This window comes from Paenibacillus sp. M-152 (assembly GCF_003856555.1).
Lineage (GTDB): Bacteria > Bacillota > Bacilli > Paenibacillales > Paenibacillaceae > Paenibacillus > Paenibacillus polymyxa_C.
Map to the genome: position 1 here is coordinate 3,376,321 of NZ_CP034141.1, position 16,726 is coordinate 3,393,046.

Here is a 16,726-nt window from a genome sequence, read left to right on the forward strand (position 1 = left end):
CATGACTCCGTCTTCTCCTCTGGTCAAAGTTATGCGGACCGAACGGGATGCACTAGGAGACATGGAAATTCCTGCGGAGGCCTTGTACGGTATTCACACCGCACGTGCGATGAACAATTTTGCAGTCAGCGGCAGGCCCGTGAACAGAAACCTGATTCACGCTCTTGTATTGGTGAAAAAAACGGCCGCTCAAGTCAATGGTGAGCAGAAGCGGCTACCTACTCACCGGGTGTCTCCCATTGTAAATGCCTGCGATGAATTACTCGCTGGACGGCATCAAGATATGTTTACCGTAGATGCCATGCAAGGCGGCGCAGGCACCAGTACCCATATGAATGTAAATGAGGTCATTGCTAATTTGGCCATCGTACAGCTAGGGGGGCAGCCAGGGCAATATGAGCTTGTACATCCGCTGGATGATGTGAACTGCTGCCAATCTACGAATGATGTCTATCCTACGGCGCTACGAATTGCTGCGATACGCCTGCTGCGCCCTTTATGTGACACGATGTCTTCGTTACAAAATACTTTACAGCAAAAAGAAATAGAATATGCCGACCTGCTCAAGCTAGGCCGCACACAGCTAATGGATGCCCTGCCTATGATGGCCGGGCAAGGCTTTGGTGCCTACGCAAAAGCTATAGCGCGTGACCGTTGGCGCCTCTATAAAGCCGAAGAACGGCTGCGAGAAATCCCAATTGGAGGCACGGCGATTGGCACAGGTATGAATGCGCCTCGGGCTTACAGCTACCGGATGGTCGAAAAGCTGGCGGACGAGACTGGATTAGGACTATGTCGTAGCGACCACCCCATGGACCCGATTCAAAATATGGATGTCTTCGTTGAGGTATCGGGTCTACTTAAATCCGCTGCCGTAAATCTGCTCAAAATATCTGGCGATTTTCGTCTGCTGGCCTCTGGTCCTTTCGGTGGTATCGGTGAATACATGCTGCCTCCGGTCCAAGCTGGCTCCTCTATTATGCCAGGCAAGGTCAATCCGGTGATGGCAGAAATGGCCGGATTGACAGCGATGCGCGTGATGGCCAATGATGCGGCTATCACGATGGCTGCTGCCTCTGGACAGCTGGAGCTGAACGCGTTCCTACCGTTGATTGCCGAGTCGCTGCTGGAATCTCTGCACATTCTCAGCAATGCCGTTCAACTGTTCGAGGAACGGTGTGTGCGCGGTCTGATCGTACATGAGGAACGCTGCTCTGCTAATCTGCACAGCTCAGCTGTGATGGCTTCTGCGCTAGTCGCGGAACTTGGCTATGATGAAGCTGCTTCCATTGCATCAGCAGCCATTGCACAGGGGCGCTCACCAGAGGATATTGCAGAGGATCGCGGTCAACTGACCCGTGCGCGGATTGACCAATTGTGCCATCCCTATACCGTTACCAAGCCCGGAATTCCGGGGCAGGAAGAAGGAACTCACCATGGGAATGAATGATACCCCGAGAAGCAACCGACCACATATCGTTCTGCTTGGTCGCCGAAATGCAGGCAAATCCAGCATTCTGAACACCTTGACCGGCCAGCCCGCCGCTGTGGTATCACCTATAGGAGGAACGACTACGGACCCCGTTTTCAAGCCGATGGAGCTACTTCCTGTGGGTCCCATTGTTCTGGTGGATACCGCCGGACTGGACGATGAGGGTGAGATCGGGGAGCTGCGCCGCAACAAAACGCTAGAAATTCTTAATAGTACAGACTTGGCTCTGCTGGTCATCGACGCCACTGTTGGCGTCGGACCATTCGAGCATGAGCTGCTTGAAAAGCTACGCACTAAAAAGATTCCTGTCATTGGGGTACTTAATAAAATAGATACCCTTGCTGAATCAGATCCGATGGCTGCAACGCTGGGGAACGAATTGAATCTCACACTGATTCCTTTCAGTGCCGCTATGCTTCGGGGGGACACTGAACTGAAAAAGGCCATCACGAATACACTCCCCCAAAACGAAGATCGCTTCCGCATCGTAGGTGACTTGTTGTCACCTGGCGATCTGGTCGTGCTGGTGGTTCCCATCGATAAAGCTGCGCCAAAGGGTCGATTGATTCTGCCGCAGCAGCAAACGATCCGTGATACGCTAGAGAGCGATGCCATCGCTGTAGTGACCAAAGAGCATGAACTACGTTTGACGCTGGAGCGACTGGGACGCAAGCCCCGCCTGGTCATTACCGATTCACAGGTCTTTATGAAAGTCGCAGCCGACACACCCAAGGATGTACCTCTTACCTCTTTCTCTATTCTGTTTGCCCGTCATAAAGGCGATCTGGACGAACTGGTGCGAGGGGCAAGAGCCATTGATCGCCTCAAGGATGGAGACCGTGTACTCATTGCCGAAGCCTGCACTCACCAATGCCAATCTGACGATATTGGTCGAGTGAAGATCCCTCGTTGGCTCCGCCAAACGATAGGCAAACGTCTCATTATCGAGCATGCATCCGGCTCCAGTTTCCCTGACGATTTGAGTGAATATGCGTTGGTTATTCATTGCGGTGCCTGCATGCTCAATCGGCGTACAATGCTTCATCGTATGTCTGAAACGAAAGCGGCCGGCGTGCCGATTGTGAACTATGGTGTTTTTATCGCTTATGTACAGGGTGTCTTTCCCCGTGCTATTGAATGCTTTCCATCTGCTATGCTGGCCTGGGAGCAAGCGGCTGAAGCCGGAAGTTATTCTTAAAATCTCATCATTAATATTTTTTCTCTAGACATACAAAAGCAGCCGCGTTGGAATCAGCGCGGCTGCTTTTGTATGTTCAAATGCTATTATTATAAATAATAAGAATTTTCATAGCGTGAAATGATACTACCCATATTATATAATGCTAAAAATACAAATCACGCTCGCCTGCTTCCAATCGTTCAAGTCTGTCAAGCGTCAAACGGCGCGTCGATTCACGTGGGATACGCTCCAGATTCTCTCGCAACGCGGCAGCTCCCAGTTCACGTGCCTCCTCATCCCCATAATCCAGTAGATATTCTTGGAAGGTCAGCAGCGAATTCGGCTGGCACACATTGTGAATTTGTCCGGATTTGGCAAGCTCCATGAAGCGGTCTCCAGTTCGTCCCTCACGGTAGCAAGCTGTACAGTAGCTTGGCATATATCCGCCGCGGCACAGACTTTTAATAATTTCCGATGGTGAGCGATGGTCTCCCACCTCAAATTGGGGCTTGTCTTCCGTGTCCTGTTTGGCATAGGCGCCTACGCCCGTAGCTGATCCTGCACTAATCTGTGACACGCCTAAACCAATGACACGGTCTCTATATTCCGGCTCCTCGCGTGTAGACAGGATCATACCAGCATAAGGGACAGCCAGTCGAAGGACGGATACAATTTTCATAAAATCATCATCGTTGACCAGGTACGGATATCGCTCCAGGTCTACATTTTCAGCCGGACGCAAGCGTGGAACCGAGACCGTGTGAGGCCCACAGCCAAAGACTTCTTCCAAGTGCTCGGCGTGTTTCAGCATGGCTACAGTTTCATAGCGGAAATCATACAAACCGTACAACACACCGATCCCCACATCATCTATACCTGCACGCATAGCCCGGTCCATTGCGGTGGTGTGCCAATCAAAGTCCCGTTTTGGTCCTTGTAAGTGAAATTTGCGATAGCTTTCTCGGTGATACGTTTCCTGAAATAGAATATACGTTCCAATACCCACCTCTGCCAACTTCCGATAATCCTCTTCGGTAGTGGATGCAATATTCACATTGATCCGCCGAATGCTGCCATTATCTACTTTGACCTCATAGATCTGGCGCAGACAATCAACGATATAGTCAATGGGACAATGGACTGGGTCTTCGCCCGCTTCCAGTACGAGTCGCTTGTGTCCCAGTTCTTGAAGTACTCTGACCTCTTCCACCAATTCCTCCGGGGTCAAGCGGCTACGCGTAAAGCTATCATTGGTATGTTTATAACCACAATATTCGCAGTTATTAACGCAGTGATTGCTTACATATAAAGGAGCAAACAACACAATCCGGTTGCCATAAATCTGCTCTTTGACTGCCCGCGAAGATTTGAACATCTCTTCCAATAATTCAGGATCATCCACATGCAAAAGAGCCGCCGCTTCACTTGCATTCAGTCCGCGGCAGGCTCTACCCTTTTCTAAAATTTCCAAAATGCGTTGTCGATTGGTTGCCTCTTGTTTCCCCTGCTCCACTGCAGCCATAATCTCTGCTTCATTAATAAAATCCGCCGACACTTTCTCCCGTACTCCACTCACGTATACCCATCTCCTTATTTATGGTTACTGCAATGTTTCCGTCACGTTCTCACACTGTCCCCTGTCTCATAAGCTGTCGTTGCACTCTCAAACTATCGCCGCGCCCCATATCAACTTCAAATCCAGCTCCACGGATCCGCAGCTCCAAGCAATGTCTACATTGGGCAGACTCATCACCCAAACATATTTTATTCTCATAAATCGCATACTTAGGCCTCACCGCCAGTGGCGACAAATTAGGCATCACCACATTCGCTCCCGCCTGAAGCGCCTTCTCCCTTCCTTGGGGATGAATCGTCCCCATGGCCGTGGATGCCGGAATAAGCGCATCTGGAACGACCAATCGGGATAATGAGATGATATCAAGTGCCTTTTCCATGCTCCCCTGGCTGGCCTCACGAAGCGGCGTGTTGCTATGTGGTAAAAAGGGACCAATCCCGATCATATCTGGCGACAGGCTATGCAAATAGACCAAATCGTCTGCTAATTCACTGTTCGTTTGTCCTGGCAATCCCACCATACATCCAGCCCCGATCTGAAAGCCGATACGTTGCAAAGCCAGCAGACGGCTACGCCTGCTTTCGATCGTCATCGTCGGATGCAGCTTGGCGTACAAACTGGGTGAAGCTGTCTCATGCCGGAGCAAAAAACGGTCCGCACCCGCCTCGTATAATCGCTCATAAGTTTCGTCATCCCGTTCACCGATGGACAATGTAACCGCCACATCTGCAAAACGGCTTTTAATTTCCCGAATTAGTTTCGTCAGCCGAGCAGCCGTAAACCAGTAATCTTCCCCACTTTGCAAAACAAAGGTCCGATAACCCAGTTCATACCCCTCCGCGCAGCAGGCCAGAATTTCTTCCGGCTGCAAACGGTAACGGTCAGCCTGTTTATTCGAAGCACGCAGCCCACAGTACATGCAATCCTGACGACATATACTTGAGAATTCAATTAATCCTCGTAAAAAAACACCTTTGCCATAACGCTCCAATTTGGTGCGAGCTGCCAGTTGACGCAGTTGAGCTCGTAGCGCCGGCTCACTATCCAGACGTGTTAGCAGTTCCGTCATTTCTGTATGCGTCCATTCCTTGCCATCAGCCAGACGCAGTAATAATTCGTCCGTGACTCATCCCTTCTTCCCTCGTCCATCCGGACTTTACATCATCAGCGACTTATATCGTACATGTATTATTCTAGCAACATTAGAGAGAATATAACGTGACTAGTTTCACAAAAAATCCCATTTTCTGAAAACCAATTTCATTCTCAACTTAAAAACTACATATTCATCTCTACACACAAAAAAAAAGCTGCCTCCTCCCTTATGGAAGAAACAGCTTCTGTCGATGGTTCTGTTTATCACTGAATCAAATCAATCGCTTGCTGGGGTACAAAATAATCAACGCCGTTAAATACGACTACACCGTTGAGCGTAGAATTTTTACCATTGAGTGTAGCAATATTTTTGTATACTGGAAGCTCCAGCTTGTTACTGCCTTTGGTCACTGTAATGACTTTCGTGTCTGCAGTAAACTTGGCTCCTTTAGCTTCAAAAGCGGCTTTTGCAGGAACAAACAGTTGCTTGCTGACTGTATCCAAATCCAGTCCAAGTACACGTGTCATATACTTATTTACATCCGTATTGTCGATTACACCGGATGGACGGTCTCCGTTCGGCGCGTACGTGTACAACACAACATCGCCTCCTGTATGTCCACCCGTAGTCCAGCCAATATTGGCACGTTTGCTAATCATCGGTCCGACGGCATAATTCATGCTACCTTCTTTAGCATTTTTAATTGTCTTTACTTCTTCGTCTGTCAAATCGGTGATGCCAAAATACGTGGAAAGCACCTCTTTAATATTGCTGCGATCTGCATTCAGCTTGGCTTCCAAGCCTTCCCCCGTTAGCTTCGCTTTTTTCAGCGGGTCTATAAAAGAAGCCAAAGGCGTTTTGTCATAATTGCTAGTTGTATCACTGCTACCAATCGTCAATCCACCGTTTCCGTGGTCTGTCACTGCTACGACGACAGTATTTTGATTTTGCTTGGCGTAATCCAGAGCCACTTTCACGGCATCGTCAAATGAAAGCACGTCACTAATAATTCCCGTTGGATCATTAGCATGTGCAGCCCAATCCACTTTACTGCCTTCTACCATTAAGAAAAAGCCTTTATCATTTTTGGATAACACATCAATGGCTTTCGTTGTCATTTCTGCCAAACTAGGTTCCTTGGATGCATCGCGATCCAAGTTATACGCGAGGGCTTCGGGAGAAAAGCTGCCCCAGAGCTTGTTGGAGGTCGAATTTTTCAACCCTTCAGGTGTTGTGACAAAATCATAGCCCTGGTCTTTAATTTGAGCAATTATATCTTGGCCGTCCTTACGCCCTGCTGGCTCCAAAAACTTGCCTCCTCCACCTAACACAACGTCAACTCCGTTGTAGGCTTGTTGCATGCTGAGTGCATCATAATTTTTACGGTCAGGATAATGTGCGGTAAAATCAGCTGGTGTCGCATGCATAATCTCCGAAGTAGCAATAATTCCGGTCGATTTCCCTGCTAGCTTGGAAGCCTCCAGAATGGAAGCTACAGGTTTTTTGGCATCACCTGCTGCGATCGGTTGTTGTCCAGGCATCGTCGCTTCATCCGGAAGAACACCTACATAGCCAGTATGTGATTTATGTCCTGTGGCAAAAGCTGTACCCGCTGGAGCAGAATCGGCAATCGGTGCATCCGCGGAATGCGTGCGCACCATGCCGCTTGCCATGCTGTCTAACGTTAAAGATGATCCTTTGTACCATCTAGCCAGTGCAGTAGCGTCATTAGCCATACCGTCTGGAATCAGAATAATTACATTTTTAATTGATGTATCCTTCTCGACTGCCATCGCTGTCCCGCCGCTTACGGTTAGCATCATTGTCGCTACGAGTGCAGCCACCGATTTTTTCGTATGTATCCCCCAACATTTTAGCATTCATTTTCCTCCCAGACCTTTTTTGTACAACCAGAACTAAGATTAATTAGGTTTTATCAGGAGAATGTTAAGGGAATTCATTATCTGTATTAAAAGGCGCTATTTGTGAAAAAACACTTCATCTATATAAAACTTGTGACACATGAGATTCGTTAGGATTGGGCATTTAATTTTATTATTGTATAATCAGTCTATAATGTAATAGGAAAAGCTTATAAGATAGGAGCATGAAATTCGATGGAGTTCAGACAGCTTCAGTACACCCTGCAAATTGCAGCGGAAAAAAACTTCTCACGTGCCGCAGAAAAACTGCATATTGCCCAGCCTTCTTTGAGCCAGCAATTGTCCAAACTGGAAAAAGAGCTTGGGGTGCTGTTGTTTCAACGCAACACCAGCACGGTGGAATTAACACATGCCGGAGCAAGCTTTGTGGAAAAGGCAAAAAAAATAGTCGACGCGGTGGAGCAACTCCGACAGGAAATGGACGATATCTCTCAACTGAGAAAAGGGAAGGTCGTCGTTGGCAGCATGCCTATCACGGGCTCCCATTTGCTGCCGCATGTGCTGCCTGTATTCAAGAGGGCTCATCCAGACATTGAAATCGTGTTAGTCGAAGATTCCTCCATGAATCTGGAGAAAAAAACGGCAAGTGGCGATACAGATCTCAGCCTGCTCTCTCTTCCCTTAGTAGAACCTACACTTTCTTATGTGCCCATCGGTGAAGAATGGATTGATCTCGCCGTTCCTCCGGGTCATCCCCTAGCCGTGCGTAAAATCGGTGACCAGCCGCAGCCCGTGCATATGGAAGAACTTAAAGACGAGCCTTTTGTCGTCCTGAAAAAAGGGCAGGGCTTTCGCAAGCTGACGATGGATCTGTGTCATCAAGCAGGCTTTGAACCCAATGTGGTGTTTGAAAGCACTAATATGGAGACACTCCAATCGCTCGTCGCGACAGGTATGGGCGTGACACTCGTCCCCCGTTTCATCGCACGGGCCGCCAGTAGCGAGTTTGTTCCAGCATTGCTGCCACTAGCCGAACCTACCCCCAGCCGCACCCTAGCGATTGCTTACCGGAACGGACGTTATTTGTCTAAAGCTGCCGAAGCTTTTATTGATACCTTCCGAGAAACGGTCAAGCAACTTTCTCAAAAGTAGCCTCGAACGTGAAAAGGACCGTCTTCCTCCCCAGCCCAAGCCAGAGAGGAAGACGGTCCTGGGGCTTCGCCCCTATACTTTCAATACTGCAATTAGATCACGGGTTCGATTACACTGTTGCGATGTTGCTTCATTCTGTCTTCAACGAACCACATTTCATGTTCATTTGAAATTCATGTCAGCCTCGCCTGATTACTCTACGCTTGCTCGGAAACTCCACTTTATCCATCCCGCATCACTTCTTTCCTTAAGGTCTCTAGTCTTGGTATCCAAGAATGTCCTACCTCAGTTCCAATGTGCTGTGTGATCCCAAAGTGTCTGTCCTCGCCTTGTTGTGATCAGGGTCTCCCTAGATGTGGTGGACTTTTGTCCTGATCATAGCCCATTTCATAGTTGTTTCCGACAACCTGTCTATTTAAGCCTCTCGGCCGTGACAGGCCATCCCTATTCGCCAGTTCGGATCTACTTTGGTTATCCATCGTTATCAACCTCCTGGTGTCGGGATACTATTATAATACACCTATAGGCTGTATCTGAAACAGGCGGAACAATTTTTTTATCGGGAAGAACCAAATGCTTGCTGCACGTCAGCTTCACTCACTTGTGTCTTAATAACCAGTTTCGAAGGATCTTGAGGCGAATATATAACCTCTATAATACTTCCCTGCTGCAGTTTGGATAGTTGGGAAGAGAAAACATCCTTTTGCGTGGTTACATTAAATGTTTCGCCACTGCTTTTCGTCACCGTCAGCGTAAATTGAAGCTTGATTTTATTGGGCCCCGCTTCCCCCATAGGTGTGACATCCAGTATCTTCGCATAGGCTTGCTCACCGGTTTTGGCAATTTCCATCAGCTCAGGCGATACGCCCTGCTTGACCATCTGCTCATTCATTAACGCTTGCAAATCCATTTGCGACACCTGACCTTTCAGGTCAAGACCTACCTTCATTTTGTCTTTCTCAGATACGATCAACGGAACGATCGAGCCCGGCTGAAATTGAGCCATGGAGGTCAAAGGAATAATTGTCGTCAAAGCAGTATCATATTTGTCTTCTCCCTGTTTGGTTACGGTCAACCCGAGCTTTACCTGCGGCTGATTATTTACATAAGTCCCTGTTTGTTGAACACTTGTAATGATTCCCACTCCAGGAACACCCTTCTTGACTTTACCGCCTCCAAAAAATAGACCTAAAATACCCGGTAGAAATATAAGCGCAAATCCTGTATAAATTAACGGCCGATACCACGGAGCATCCATAATCAAAAATGGATCATCCCATAAATATTCAGCCAGAAAAGGCGAAAACCCTACGCCAAACACCAGAAGTACCCCAATCAGACTCAAAAATCCTTTCATCCTCCAAAACCCCTTTTTCAATCATCTATTTTAAAAATATGCCCGCAAGAATGGTGAAACGCTCCAATCATTTATGCTGTCACCAGCCCCATATAAATCAGCTCTGATGGATTTACCGGATTGCTACCCAGCCCCACTGTATCTCCGGGCCGCGGAATTTGCAGCTTGGAAACGAGTGTTTCCAGTGTTTTTTGGTATCGATTGCCGTTAACTTCCGTCACATCTAGTACAAGCACCACAATCGGATCAAAATTTACGAGCTTCCCGGTATCTGTTACCGAAATGACAACCGCAGTCGCTGCCATCGCCAATCCACCGTTAGCCGCTGCTTGAGCTTGTCTTGCCGAGTTTAAGCTCTGGTTGATCTGTTCCCGATGCTCTTTGGGGACCAGACCTTTCATAAATAATCCGGATAAGCCCTTATTCATCAGTTGATCTGCATGTTCTATCGCATCCTGCTGTTTTTTCTTCTTGCCGAAAAAGTTCATCATGTGGCTGCACCTCATATTTTGTATTGTTGTTGTGCCTTATGAATTCAGTATAGAAGACGGTATCCGGCATCACAATATGTTTTGGCACATACAAAAAAACCGAAAAAACAGCAGCTTTAAACTGTATTTTGTCGGTTTAGTTTTGAACTTTGGGGCGGTTTGCACAAAATTTTGCGCACTTCGGAGCATTCTTTTACACGATCATCTGATCGTTTTGTGAAAAACGAATGCATTCAGACTATTTTTTACGCAAAAGATAGACCAGTTTACGATAATACGCTGATGATTCTTTATAACGACGACTGTCCTCGGACACTACAGCCAGCGTTTCATATAGTTGCTCAAGCCGCGCAGGATGCTGGAGGGCTTCAAAATAAGGCAAGCATTGCTGAGCATGCTTCCAAAAAGCATCCTGTTTTCCCTGGGCAAGCGCAAGCTGGCTTTCATAAAAATCAAGCCCCATTTGCTGATCCGTTGTCAGATTAGTTTTACGCAGCTGATCCAGATGCTGTGAGAGCAGCCCCCAGTTTTTCCGGGCAAACGCAATCTCGCAGCGATATATCAGCGTAACGGGCAGCATCATTTGTTGCATTTCCTCTCGCTCCCGACTCACCAGTGCTTCAAAACGCACCACTTCCTCCAAGGCCTTATCCAGCTCGCCAATCGACGTCAGCATAATAATCCGATTGTTCAGAATCGTCGTGAGCATATCTGCTGCATTTTCCAAATAGACCAAATTGGCCTCCGCCATAGACAACGTTAACAGTGCTTCCTGTACAGAACCCATAGCAAAACAATATCCGCTGTAAGCCACATACAGACCCGTCAAACGGTGAAAAAGCCGATCATCATATACTCTGCGCATCGTCTGCTCAAATACCTGCTTTGCCTGATCAAATTGCTTGACCTGAATGCAGGCCTCCATCATAATGTTTTGCGCATTGAGCCAGTTTTCCGTCCCTTCTTCCACCAGGCGGATTAGCTGCGTAACATTATTTAGTACATCATAATAATGATTTTTAGAGCGGAAATACTGAATTTTATAAAATAAAATTGCTTTTTTTAGCGGTACAGGCAGCTCCACCTCATCCGAGCGACCAAACTTCTCCAAGTAAAAATTCAAATAGGTTTGATGCAAATAATCATAGGCCGTTGGGTCATTTAACTGTTGAAAATAAACAGCCTTCATCAAATAAGTCGTCATTTCCACCACGAGCGAATCGTTGCGATCCTCCAACTGATCCACATAGCTTTCCGTAGCGGGATTAGCCAGCTTGGACAGCTCTGTGAAAATCTTATCCGCTGTAGCCAGCGTCTCCTCGTCCTCTGCCGATGCGCGCAATAGGTAAGAAGGTTGTACACCTAGGCGCTCAGCAATTTGCTCAGCTAAATCCTCAGCCAGCGGGTAACGGTCAGCCAGTATATTCGCAAAATGTGCAGGTGTAACTAATCCGTCTACTAACTCTTTACGGGATAGGTTTTTCTTTTTACACAAAAATTCAATGCGTTCCTTAAGCATGGATTATCCTTTCTACACTAACTATCGGTCATACAGCAGGGGACGCCGATCTTCAAACACCGGAATACGCCCGCGCACGTCCTGAACCAAGGCTGATTCAATTGATCCTGTGAGAATTTCCTCCTGTTCTCCGCCCTCGGCAATCATTTCTCCCCATGGATCAATGATGAGCGAATGCCCGAAGAAATCGGTATCTCCGCTACGACCTACCCGGTTACAAGCGATGACATACATCTGATTTTCAATAGCCCGTGCGGTCAGCAGGGTACGCCAGTGATGAAGCCGGGGATGAGGCCATTCTGCGGGTACGATTAGCAAATTTGCGCCGGACAGAGCCAGACTGCGGGCCAGTTCAGGAAAACGGATATCGTAGCAGATTGACGCCCCAGCCTGAATCCCGCCATCCAGTGCGAATACAACCTTTTCCTCGCCAGGCTGTAAATATTTCTCTTCATCCATAAGTCGGAACAGATGAATTTTGGAGTACGAAGCTATCTCTTTGCCTGTACGGTCAAAAACGAGCATCGTATTATACACATGACCGTCGCTTTTTTTCTCTGCGATTGACCCTGCTACTACATTCACTTGATGGGTGGCGGCAAATGCTGCTATCCATGCCCGAGTCTCCGTCCCTTCTTCGTCCGCCAGCTCATGAATGCGATCCAAGGCATAACCCGTATTCCACATTTCCGGTAGAACAATCAGATCTGGCTTTTGTTCGGCCCTCACCGCTTGTTCCATTAAAGATCGGATATGACTGTGGTTTTCGGGGGGATTTCCTATCTCTATATGAGCTTGTATAAGTGCCACACCGAATGGCTGAGCTTCCTGATACGTCAAAGTCCTTCATCCTCTCTGTGAGCCGGAACTTCCCGTGTCCTATCGTCCGGTATTTTCTCCCATCATAGCCCGATTAATCTGGATTACGCAACCATGAAAGCTCAATTCCTCCTATACAACTCGGTAAAATCGTGATAGATTGTTTCTTAAACTATTCCAAAAGGTCGTGTACATTGATGACTCATTTTTCTATTCCCTCAGCTGACGTCATGAAACAGTTACCCACTCAATTTTTTGCCACACTTGTACAAAATGTAAATCGTGAAATTGCAGCAGGGCATGATGTCATTAATCTCGGACAGGGAAACCCGGACACTCCTACTCCACCCCATATTGTAAAAGCTTTACAGGAATCAGCAGATAACCCGCTGTACCATAAATATTCACCTTTTCGCGGCTACAGCTTTCTCAAAGAAGCCGTTGTCCAGCGCTATCAGGAGGATTACGGTGTAACGCTTGACCCGGAAAGCGAGGTCGCCATCCTGTTTGGCGGGAAAACAGGCTTGGTTCAGCTACCGCAAGTCTTACTCAATCCGGGCGATGTGTGTCTCGTCCCTGATCCCGGCTACCCGGATTACTGGTCGGGCGTAGCCTTGGCTAAAGCGGAAATGTCATTTCTCCCCTTAAAGGAAGGGAACCGTTTTCTGCCCGATTATGAGGCCATTGCCGAAGAAGATCGCCGCCGCGCCAAATTAATGTTTCTTAATTATCCGAATAATCCCACTGCGGCAACTGCCCCACTCTCCTTCTACGAGGATACGGTTGAATTTGCGCTACGTAACAATATTGTGGTTGCCAGTGATTTTGCCTATGGCGCTATTGGATTCGATGGCGAACGGCCAGTGAGCTTCCTTCAGGCTGAGGGGGCTAAGGACGTGGGAATTGAGTTTTATACCTTGTCCAAAACATACAACATGGCCGGCTGGCGTGTTGGTTTCGCGCTCGGTAATGCCAAAATTATTTCACTGATTAATCTGCTGCAGGACCATATTTATGTAAGCCTGTTTGGCGGCATTCAGGCAGCAGCGGCGACAGCTCTGACGTCTTCGCAAGAGTGCGTAGGCCAGCTGGTGGCCCGCTATGAATCACGCCGTAACGCTTTTTATGATGCACTTGGGCATATAGGTTGGAAGGCGCCACGCCCAAGCGGCTCCTTCTTCAGTTGGTTACCTGTGCCGCAGGGCTATAGCTCGGCTTCTTTTGCCGATCTGCTACTGCGTGAAGCCAAGGTGGCTGTCGCTCCAGGGATCGGCTTTGGTAGCGGCGGCGAAGGGTATGTGCGGGCAGGGCTTCTAAGCTCAGAAACCCGACTGACCGAGGCAGCTGATCGAATTGGCAAGCTAAACCTGTTTGGTTAAGCCGTATTTTCCAGCTACAACTTCTTTGCCAAACCTGGTCTTTTCGTGGTATTCTGTATCCAATATCATTTAGCGCGTTGAAGGGACTATTAAGAGAGACCCGGTCCTGTTCAGAGAGTAAATTCCGATAGGCTGCAAGAATTTACCTGGACTCTCTCCCAACTCCTATCCCCGAGCGCCCTGCGCAATCAGGCGGTCCCTGCCGTTAACAGGTTTTAAGTGGGATGATCATGAATCATCAATGAAGGTGGTACCGCGGAAGCACAAACTTTCGTCCTTTGCATACAAAGGATGGAAGTTTTTTTGCATTAAAAAGAGTAAAATTAAGGAAGTGGACGTCTTGTCAACACGTATCGTCATTAAAATCGGTAGCAGCTCACTGACTGGAGTGGAAGGTGGCCTGAATCGGGAAGCCATCGCTTATTTTGCTAGGGAAATCAGCTTGCTTCGTGCAAAAGGCCATGAAGTGCTGCTGGTTACATCAGGCGCTGTAGCCGCCGGATTCCGGGAGATTGGGTATCCCTTTCGGCCCAAACTGCTGCATGAGAAGCAAGCGGCAGCTGCCGTCGGCCAAGCTCTTCTCATGCAAGCCTATGAGCAGGCTTTTAAAAATTTTGACCTCGTGATCGCACAGGTTCTCCTCACCCGTAGTGACTTTTTGAGCCGCAAACGGATGAACAACGCCGGAATGACTGTAGAAGAATTGCTGCGCCAGCAGGTTATCCCGATTTTTAACGAAAATGACACCGTATCGATTGACGAATTGAAATTCGGCGATAACGATATGCTGTCTGCACTAGTTGCCAATCTGGTCAAAGCCCAGCATTTGATTATCATCACGGATACCGATGGTGTATATACGGCTGACCCGCGCAAGCATCCAAACGCCGTACGTTTTGAACGTATCGAGGAAATTACTGAAGAGATTTATGCATTAGCCGGAGGTTCTGGATCAGCAGTAGGGACTGGCGGCATGCGCTCCAAAATCGAGGCTGCCAAAGTTGCTACACGCGGCGGTGTGCCTGTATATGTCGGCCGAGTAAGCGCAAATGGTGATCTGAAAGCAGCTGTCGAAGGACACGGACCGGGCACTTATTTTGATACTCACCTCTCTTCACTGCCGATGAAAAAACAATGGCTTGGATTTATGTCCACCCCTCTGGGCTCGGTGCATGTAGACCAAGGGGCCGAAGAAGCGTTGGTACACGGAGGACATAGTCTGCTTCCGGTTGGCGTACGGCGTGTCGAGGGCAGCTTTCATGCCGGAGATGTCGTTGAGGTACTGGGACCGGAAAATAAGGTGTTAGGACGAGGCATTGTCAATTATGATGATGAACAGCTTAGAATGGTACAAGGTTTACCTAGCGGCGAGGTTGTGGGCAAAATTGGTCCCATCCATCGACTTGAGGTGATCCACAGGGATGAATGGATTACATTATGTATGTAGGGAGGCCATAATATGAGTGATTTAACAACAAACACAGTGACAACAGCGGATAACCAATTCAGCGAAGTACGCACCAAAGCAAGTCTTGCGAAAAAAAGTGCCGGGGTTATGAACCGACTGACTACAGCACAAAAAAACGAGGCATTGCTTGCTATGGCAGAAGCTCTAGTGAACCATGCAAAAGAGCTGATTGCAGCAAACCATAATGACCTGAAACGTGGACGGGAACTGGGAACATCCGAATCACTTCTCGACCGCCTCAAGCTGACCGAGGAGCGAATTGGGGCTATTGCCGAAGGATTACGCCAGATTGCGGCGCTACCTGATCCAGTCGGCGACACGCTTGAGCAAATTGAACGTCCCAATGGTCTACGAATTGAAAAAATACGTGTACCGCTGGGTGTCATCGGTATCATATATGAAGCGCGTCCAAATGTAACCGTGGATGCAGCGGGCCTGTGCTTGAAAACAGGCAATCCGGTTGTACTGCGCGGTGGTTCGGCTGCTCTCTCCTCCAACCGCAAGATCATTGAAGTGCTTCAGCAGGCGCTAGACGCAACAGCCGTGCCACGCGAGGCGCTTCAACTCATTGAAGATTCAGATCGTGCCTCCGTCAATGAAATGCTCACCTTGAACGGCTTGCTGGATGTGATTATTCCACGCGGCGGGCGTTCACTCATTCAAAATGTTGTTCAGAATGCTACCGTGCCTGTCATCGAAACCGGGGCTGGCGTATGCCATACATTCTTGGACGCTACAGCGAATACAGAAATGGCCGAAGCGATTACACTCAATGCGAAGGTACAAAGACCGTCCGTGTGCAACTCGATGGAAACACTGCTCGTACACTCGGATTATGCACAAGCACATTTAACAGGATTGGCAGAACGTTTTCGTGATGCCGGGGTTGAGCTGCGCGGCTGTGCACGGACACGAGAACTGGCTCCTTGGGCTGTTCCTGCCACGGAAGAGGATTATGGCACCGAGTACAATGATTACATTTTAAACGTTAAAGTCGTACACAATTTGGACGAAGTACTGGAGCATATTGCCCGTTATGGTACGATGCATTCAGAGTGTATTGTCACTGAGAATAAAGCTCATGCCGATCGTTTTCTGCAAGAAGTGGACGCGGCAGCCGTGTACCACAATGCATCCACCCGCTTCACGGATGGCTTCGAGTTTGGATTTGGGGCCGAGATCGGAATCAGCACACAAAAATTACATGCCCGCGGCCCCATGGGATTGCCTGCCTTGACTTCAACCAAATACCGCGTGTACGGTACTGGACAAATCAGGGAATAATATCATAAATCAATCCGTATCTTTGGAGGT

At 48.2% G+C, this 16,726-nt stretch carries 14 protein-coding genes; 6 read left to right on the forward strand and 8 right to left on the reverse strand.

The annotated features are described in order from the left end of the window. Window position 1 precedes the first annotated feature (1 nt). Window positions 2-1,450, forward strand: coding sequence for an aspartate ammonia-lyase (locus EGM68_RS14670; RefSeq protein WP_080771909.1), 1,449 nt, complete (start codon window positions 2-4; stop codon window positions 1,448-1,450). Then, window positions 1,437-2,690, forward strand: a complete 1,254-nt coding sequence (gene hydF / locus EGM68_RS14675; RefSeq protein WP_129549491.1) for a [FeFe] hydrogenase H-cluster maturation GTPase HydF — start codon at window positions 1,437-1,439, stop codon at window positions 2,688-2,690. Before EGM68_RS14670 ends, hydF begins: the two co-directional genes overlap by 14 nt. Window positions 2,691-2,835: 145 nt before the next feature. On the opposite strand, the gene hydG is transcribed toward hydF, so the two are convergent. The 3 genes from hydG to EGM68_RS14690 all read right to left on the reverse strand — a co-directional run bounded on the left by hydG (window position 2,836) and on the right by EGM68_RS14690 (window position 7,224). After that, complete coding sequence (gene hydG, locus EGM68_RS14680) at window positions 2,836-4,248, reverse strand: [FeFe] hydrogenase H-cluster radical SAM maturase HydG (protein ID WP_013371608.1); 1,413 nt, start codon at window positions 4,246-4,248, stop codon at window positions 2,836-2,838. Window positions 4,249-4,297: 49 nt separating this feature from the next. Then, complete coding sequence (hydE, locus tag EGM68_RS14685) at window positions 4,298-5,350, reverse strand: [FeFe] hydrogenase H-cluster radical SAM maturase HydE (protein WP_267127973.1); 1,053 nt, start codon at window positions 5,348-5,350, stop codon at window positions 4,298-4,300. Between the two features lie 257 nt (window positions 5,351-5,607). After that, a complete protein-coding gene (locus EGM68_RS14690) occupies window positions 5,608-7,224 on the reverse strand; it encodes an alkaline phosphatase (RefSeq protein WP_013371610.1) in 1,617 nt (538 codons plus the stop codon). Between the two features lie 237 nt (window positions 7,225-7,461). On the opposite strand from EGM68_RS14690, the gene EGM68_RS14695 reads away from it, so the two are divergent. Further along, the gene (locus EGM68_RS14695; protein WP_013371611.1) at window positions 7,462-8,379 is read left to right on the forward strand and encodes a LysR family transcriptional regulator; all 918 of its coding nucleotides are present in this window, start codon (window positions 7,462-7,464) and stop codon (window positions 8,377-8,379) included. A gap of 338 nt (window positions 8,380-8,717) precedes the next feature. Here the strand turns inward: EGM68_RS14695 and EGM68_RS25750 are convergent, their stop codons facing one another. The 5 genes from EGM68_RS25750 to EGM68_RS14715 all read right to left on the reverse strand — a co-directional run bounded on the left by EGM68_RS25750 (window position 8,718) and on the right by EGM68_RS14715 (window position 12,586). Beyond that, entirely contained in the window at window positions 8,718-8,858 is a 141-nt protein-coding gene (locus EGM68_RS25750) for a hypothetical protein (RefSeq protein ID WP_165082404.1), read from the reverse strand. Between the two features lie 77 nt (window positions 8,859-8,935). Beyond that, the gene (locus EGM68_RS14700; protein WP_013371612.1) at window positions 8,936-9,736 is read right to left on the reverse strand and encodes a DUF3592 domain-containing protein; all 801 of its coding nucleotides are present in this window, start codon (window positions 9,734-9,736) and stop codon (window positions 8,936-8,938) included. 71 nt (window positions 9,737-9,807) lie between these two features. Next, the gene (locus EGM68_RS14705; protein WP_090738888.1) at window positions 9,808-10,227 is read right to left on the reverse strand and encodes a hypothetical protein; all 420 of its coding nucleotides are present in this window, start codon (window positions 10,225-10,227) and stop codon (window positions 9,808-9,810) included. A gap of 238 nt (window positions 10,228-10,465) precedes the next feature. Beyond that, a complete protein-coding gene (locus EGM68_RS14710; RefSeq protein WP_058829707.1) occupies window positions 10,466-11,746 on the reverse strand; it encodes a helix-turn-helix domain-containing protein in 1,281 nt (426 codons plus the stop codon). Window positions 11,747-11,767: 21 nt separating this feature from the next. After that, a complete protein-coding gene (locus EGM68_RS14715; RefSeq protein ID WP_129549492.1) occupies window positions 11,768-12,586 on the reverse strand; it encodes a carbon-nitrogen family hydrolase in 819 nt (272 codons plus the stop codon). Window positions 12,587-12,762: 176 nt separating this feature from the next. Between EGM68_RS14715 and EGM68_RS14720 the strand changes: the two genes are divergently transcribed. The 3 genes from EGM68_RS14720 (at window position 12,763) to EGM68_RS14730 (ending at window position 16,696) form a co-directional block, all read left to right on the forward strand. Further along, window positions 12,763-13,944, forward strand: a complete 1,182-nt coding sequence (locus EGM68_RS14720) for a pyridoxal phosphate-dependent aminotransferase (RefSeq protein ID WP_090738887.1) — start codon at window positions 12,763-12,765, stop codon at window positions 13,942-13,944. A gap of 241 nt (window positions 13,945-14,185) precedes the next feature. Further along, entirely contained in the window at window positions 14,186-15,391 is a 1,206-nt protein-coding gene (gene proB / locus EGM68_RS14725) for a glutamate 5-kinase (RefSeq protein WP_129549493.1), read from the forward strand. 12 nt (window positions 15,392-15,403) lie between these two features. Beyond that, window positions 15,404-16,696: a glutamate-5-semialdehyde dehydrogenase gene (locus EGM68_RS14730; protein ID WP_129549494.1), complete on the forward strand. Its 1,293-nt coding sequence runs from the start codon at window positions 15,404-15,406 to the stop codon at window positions 16,694-16,696. Window positions 16,697-16,726: the final 30 nt, after the last annotated feature.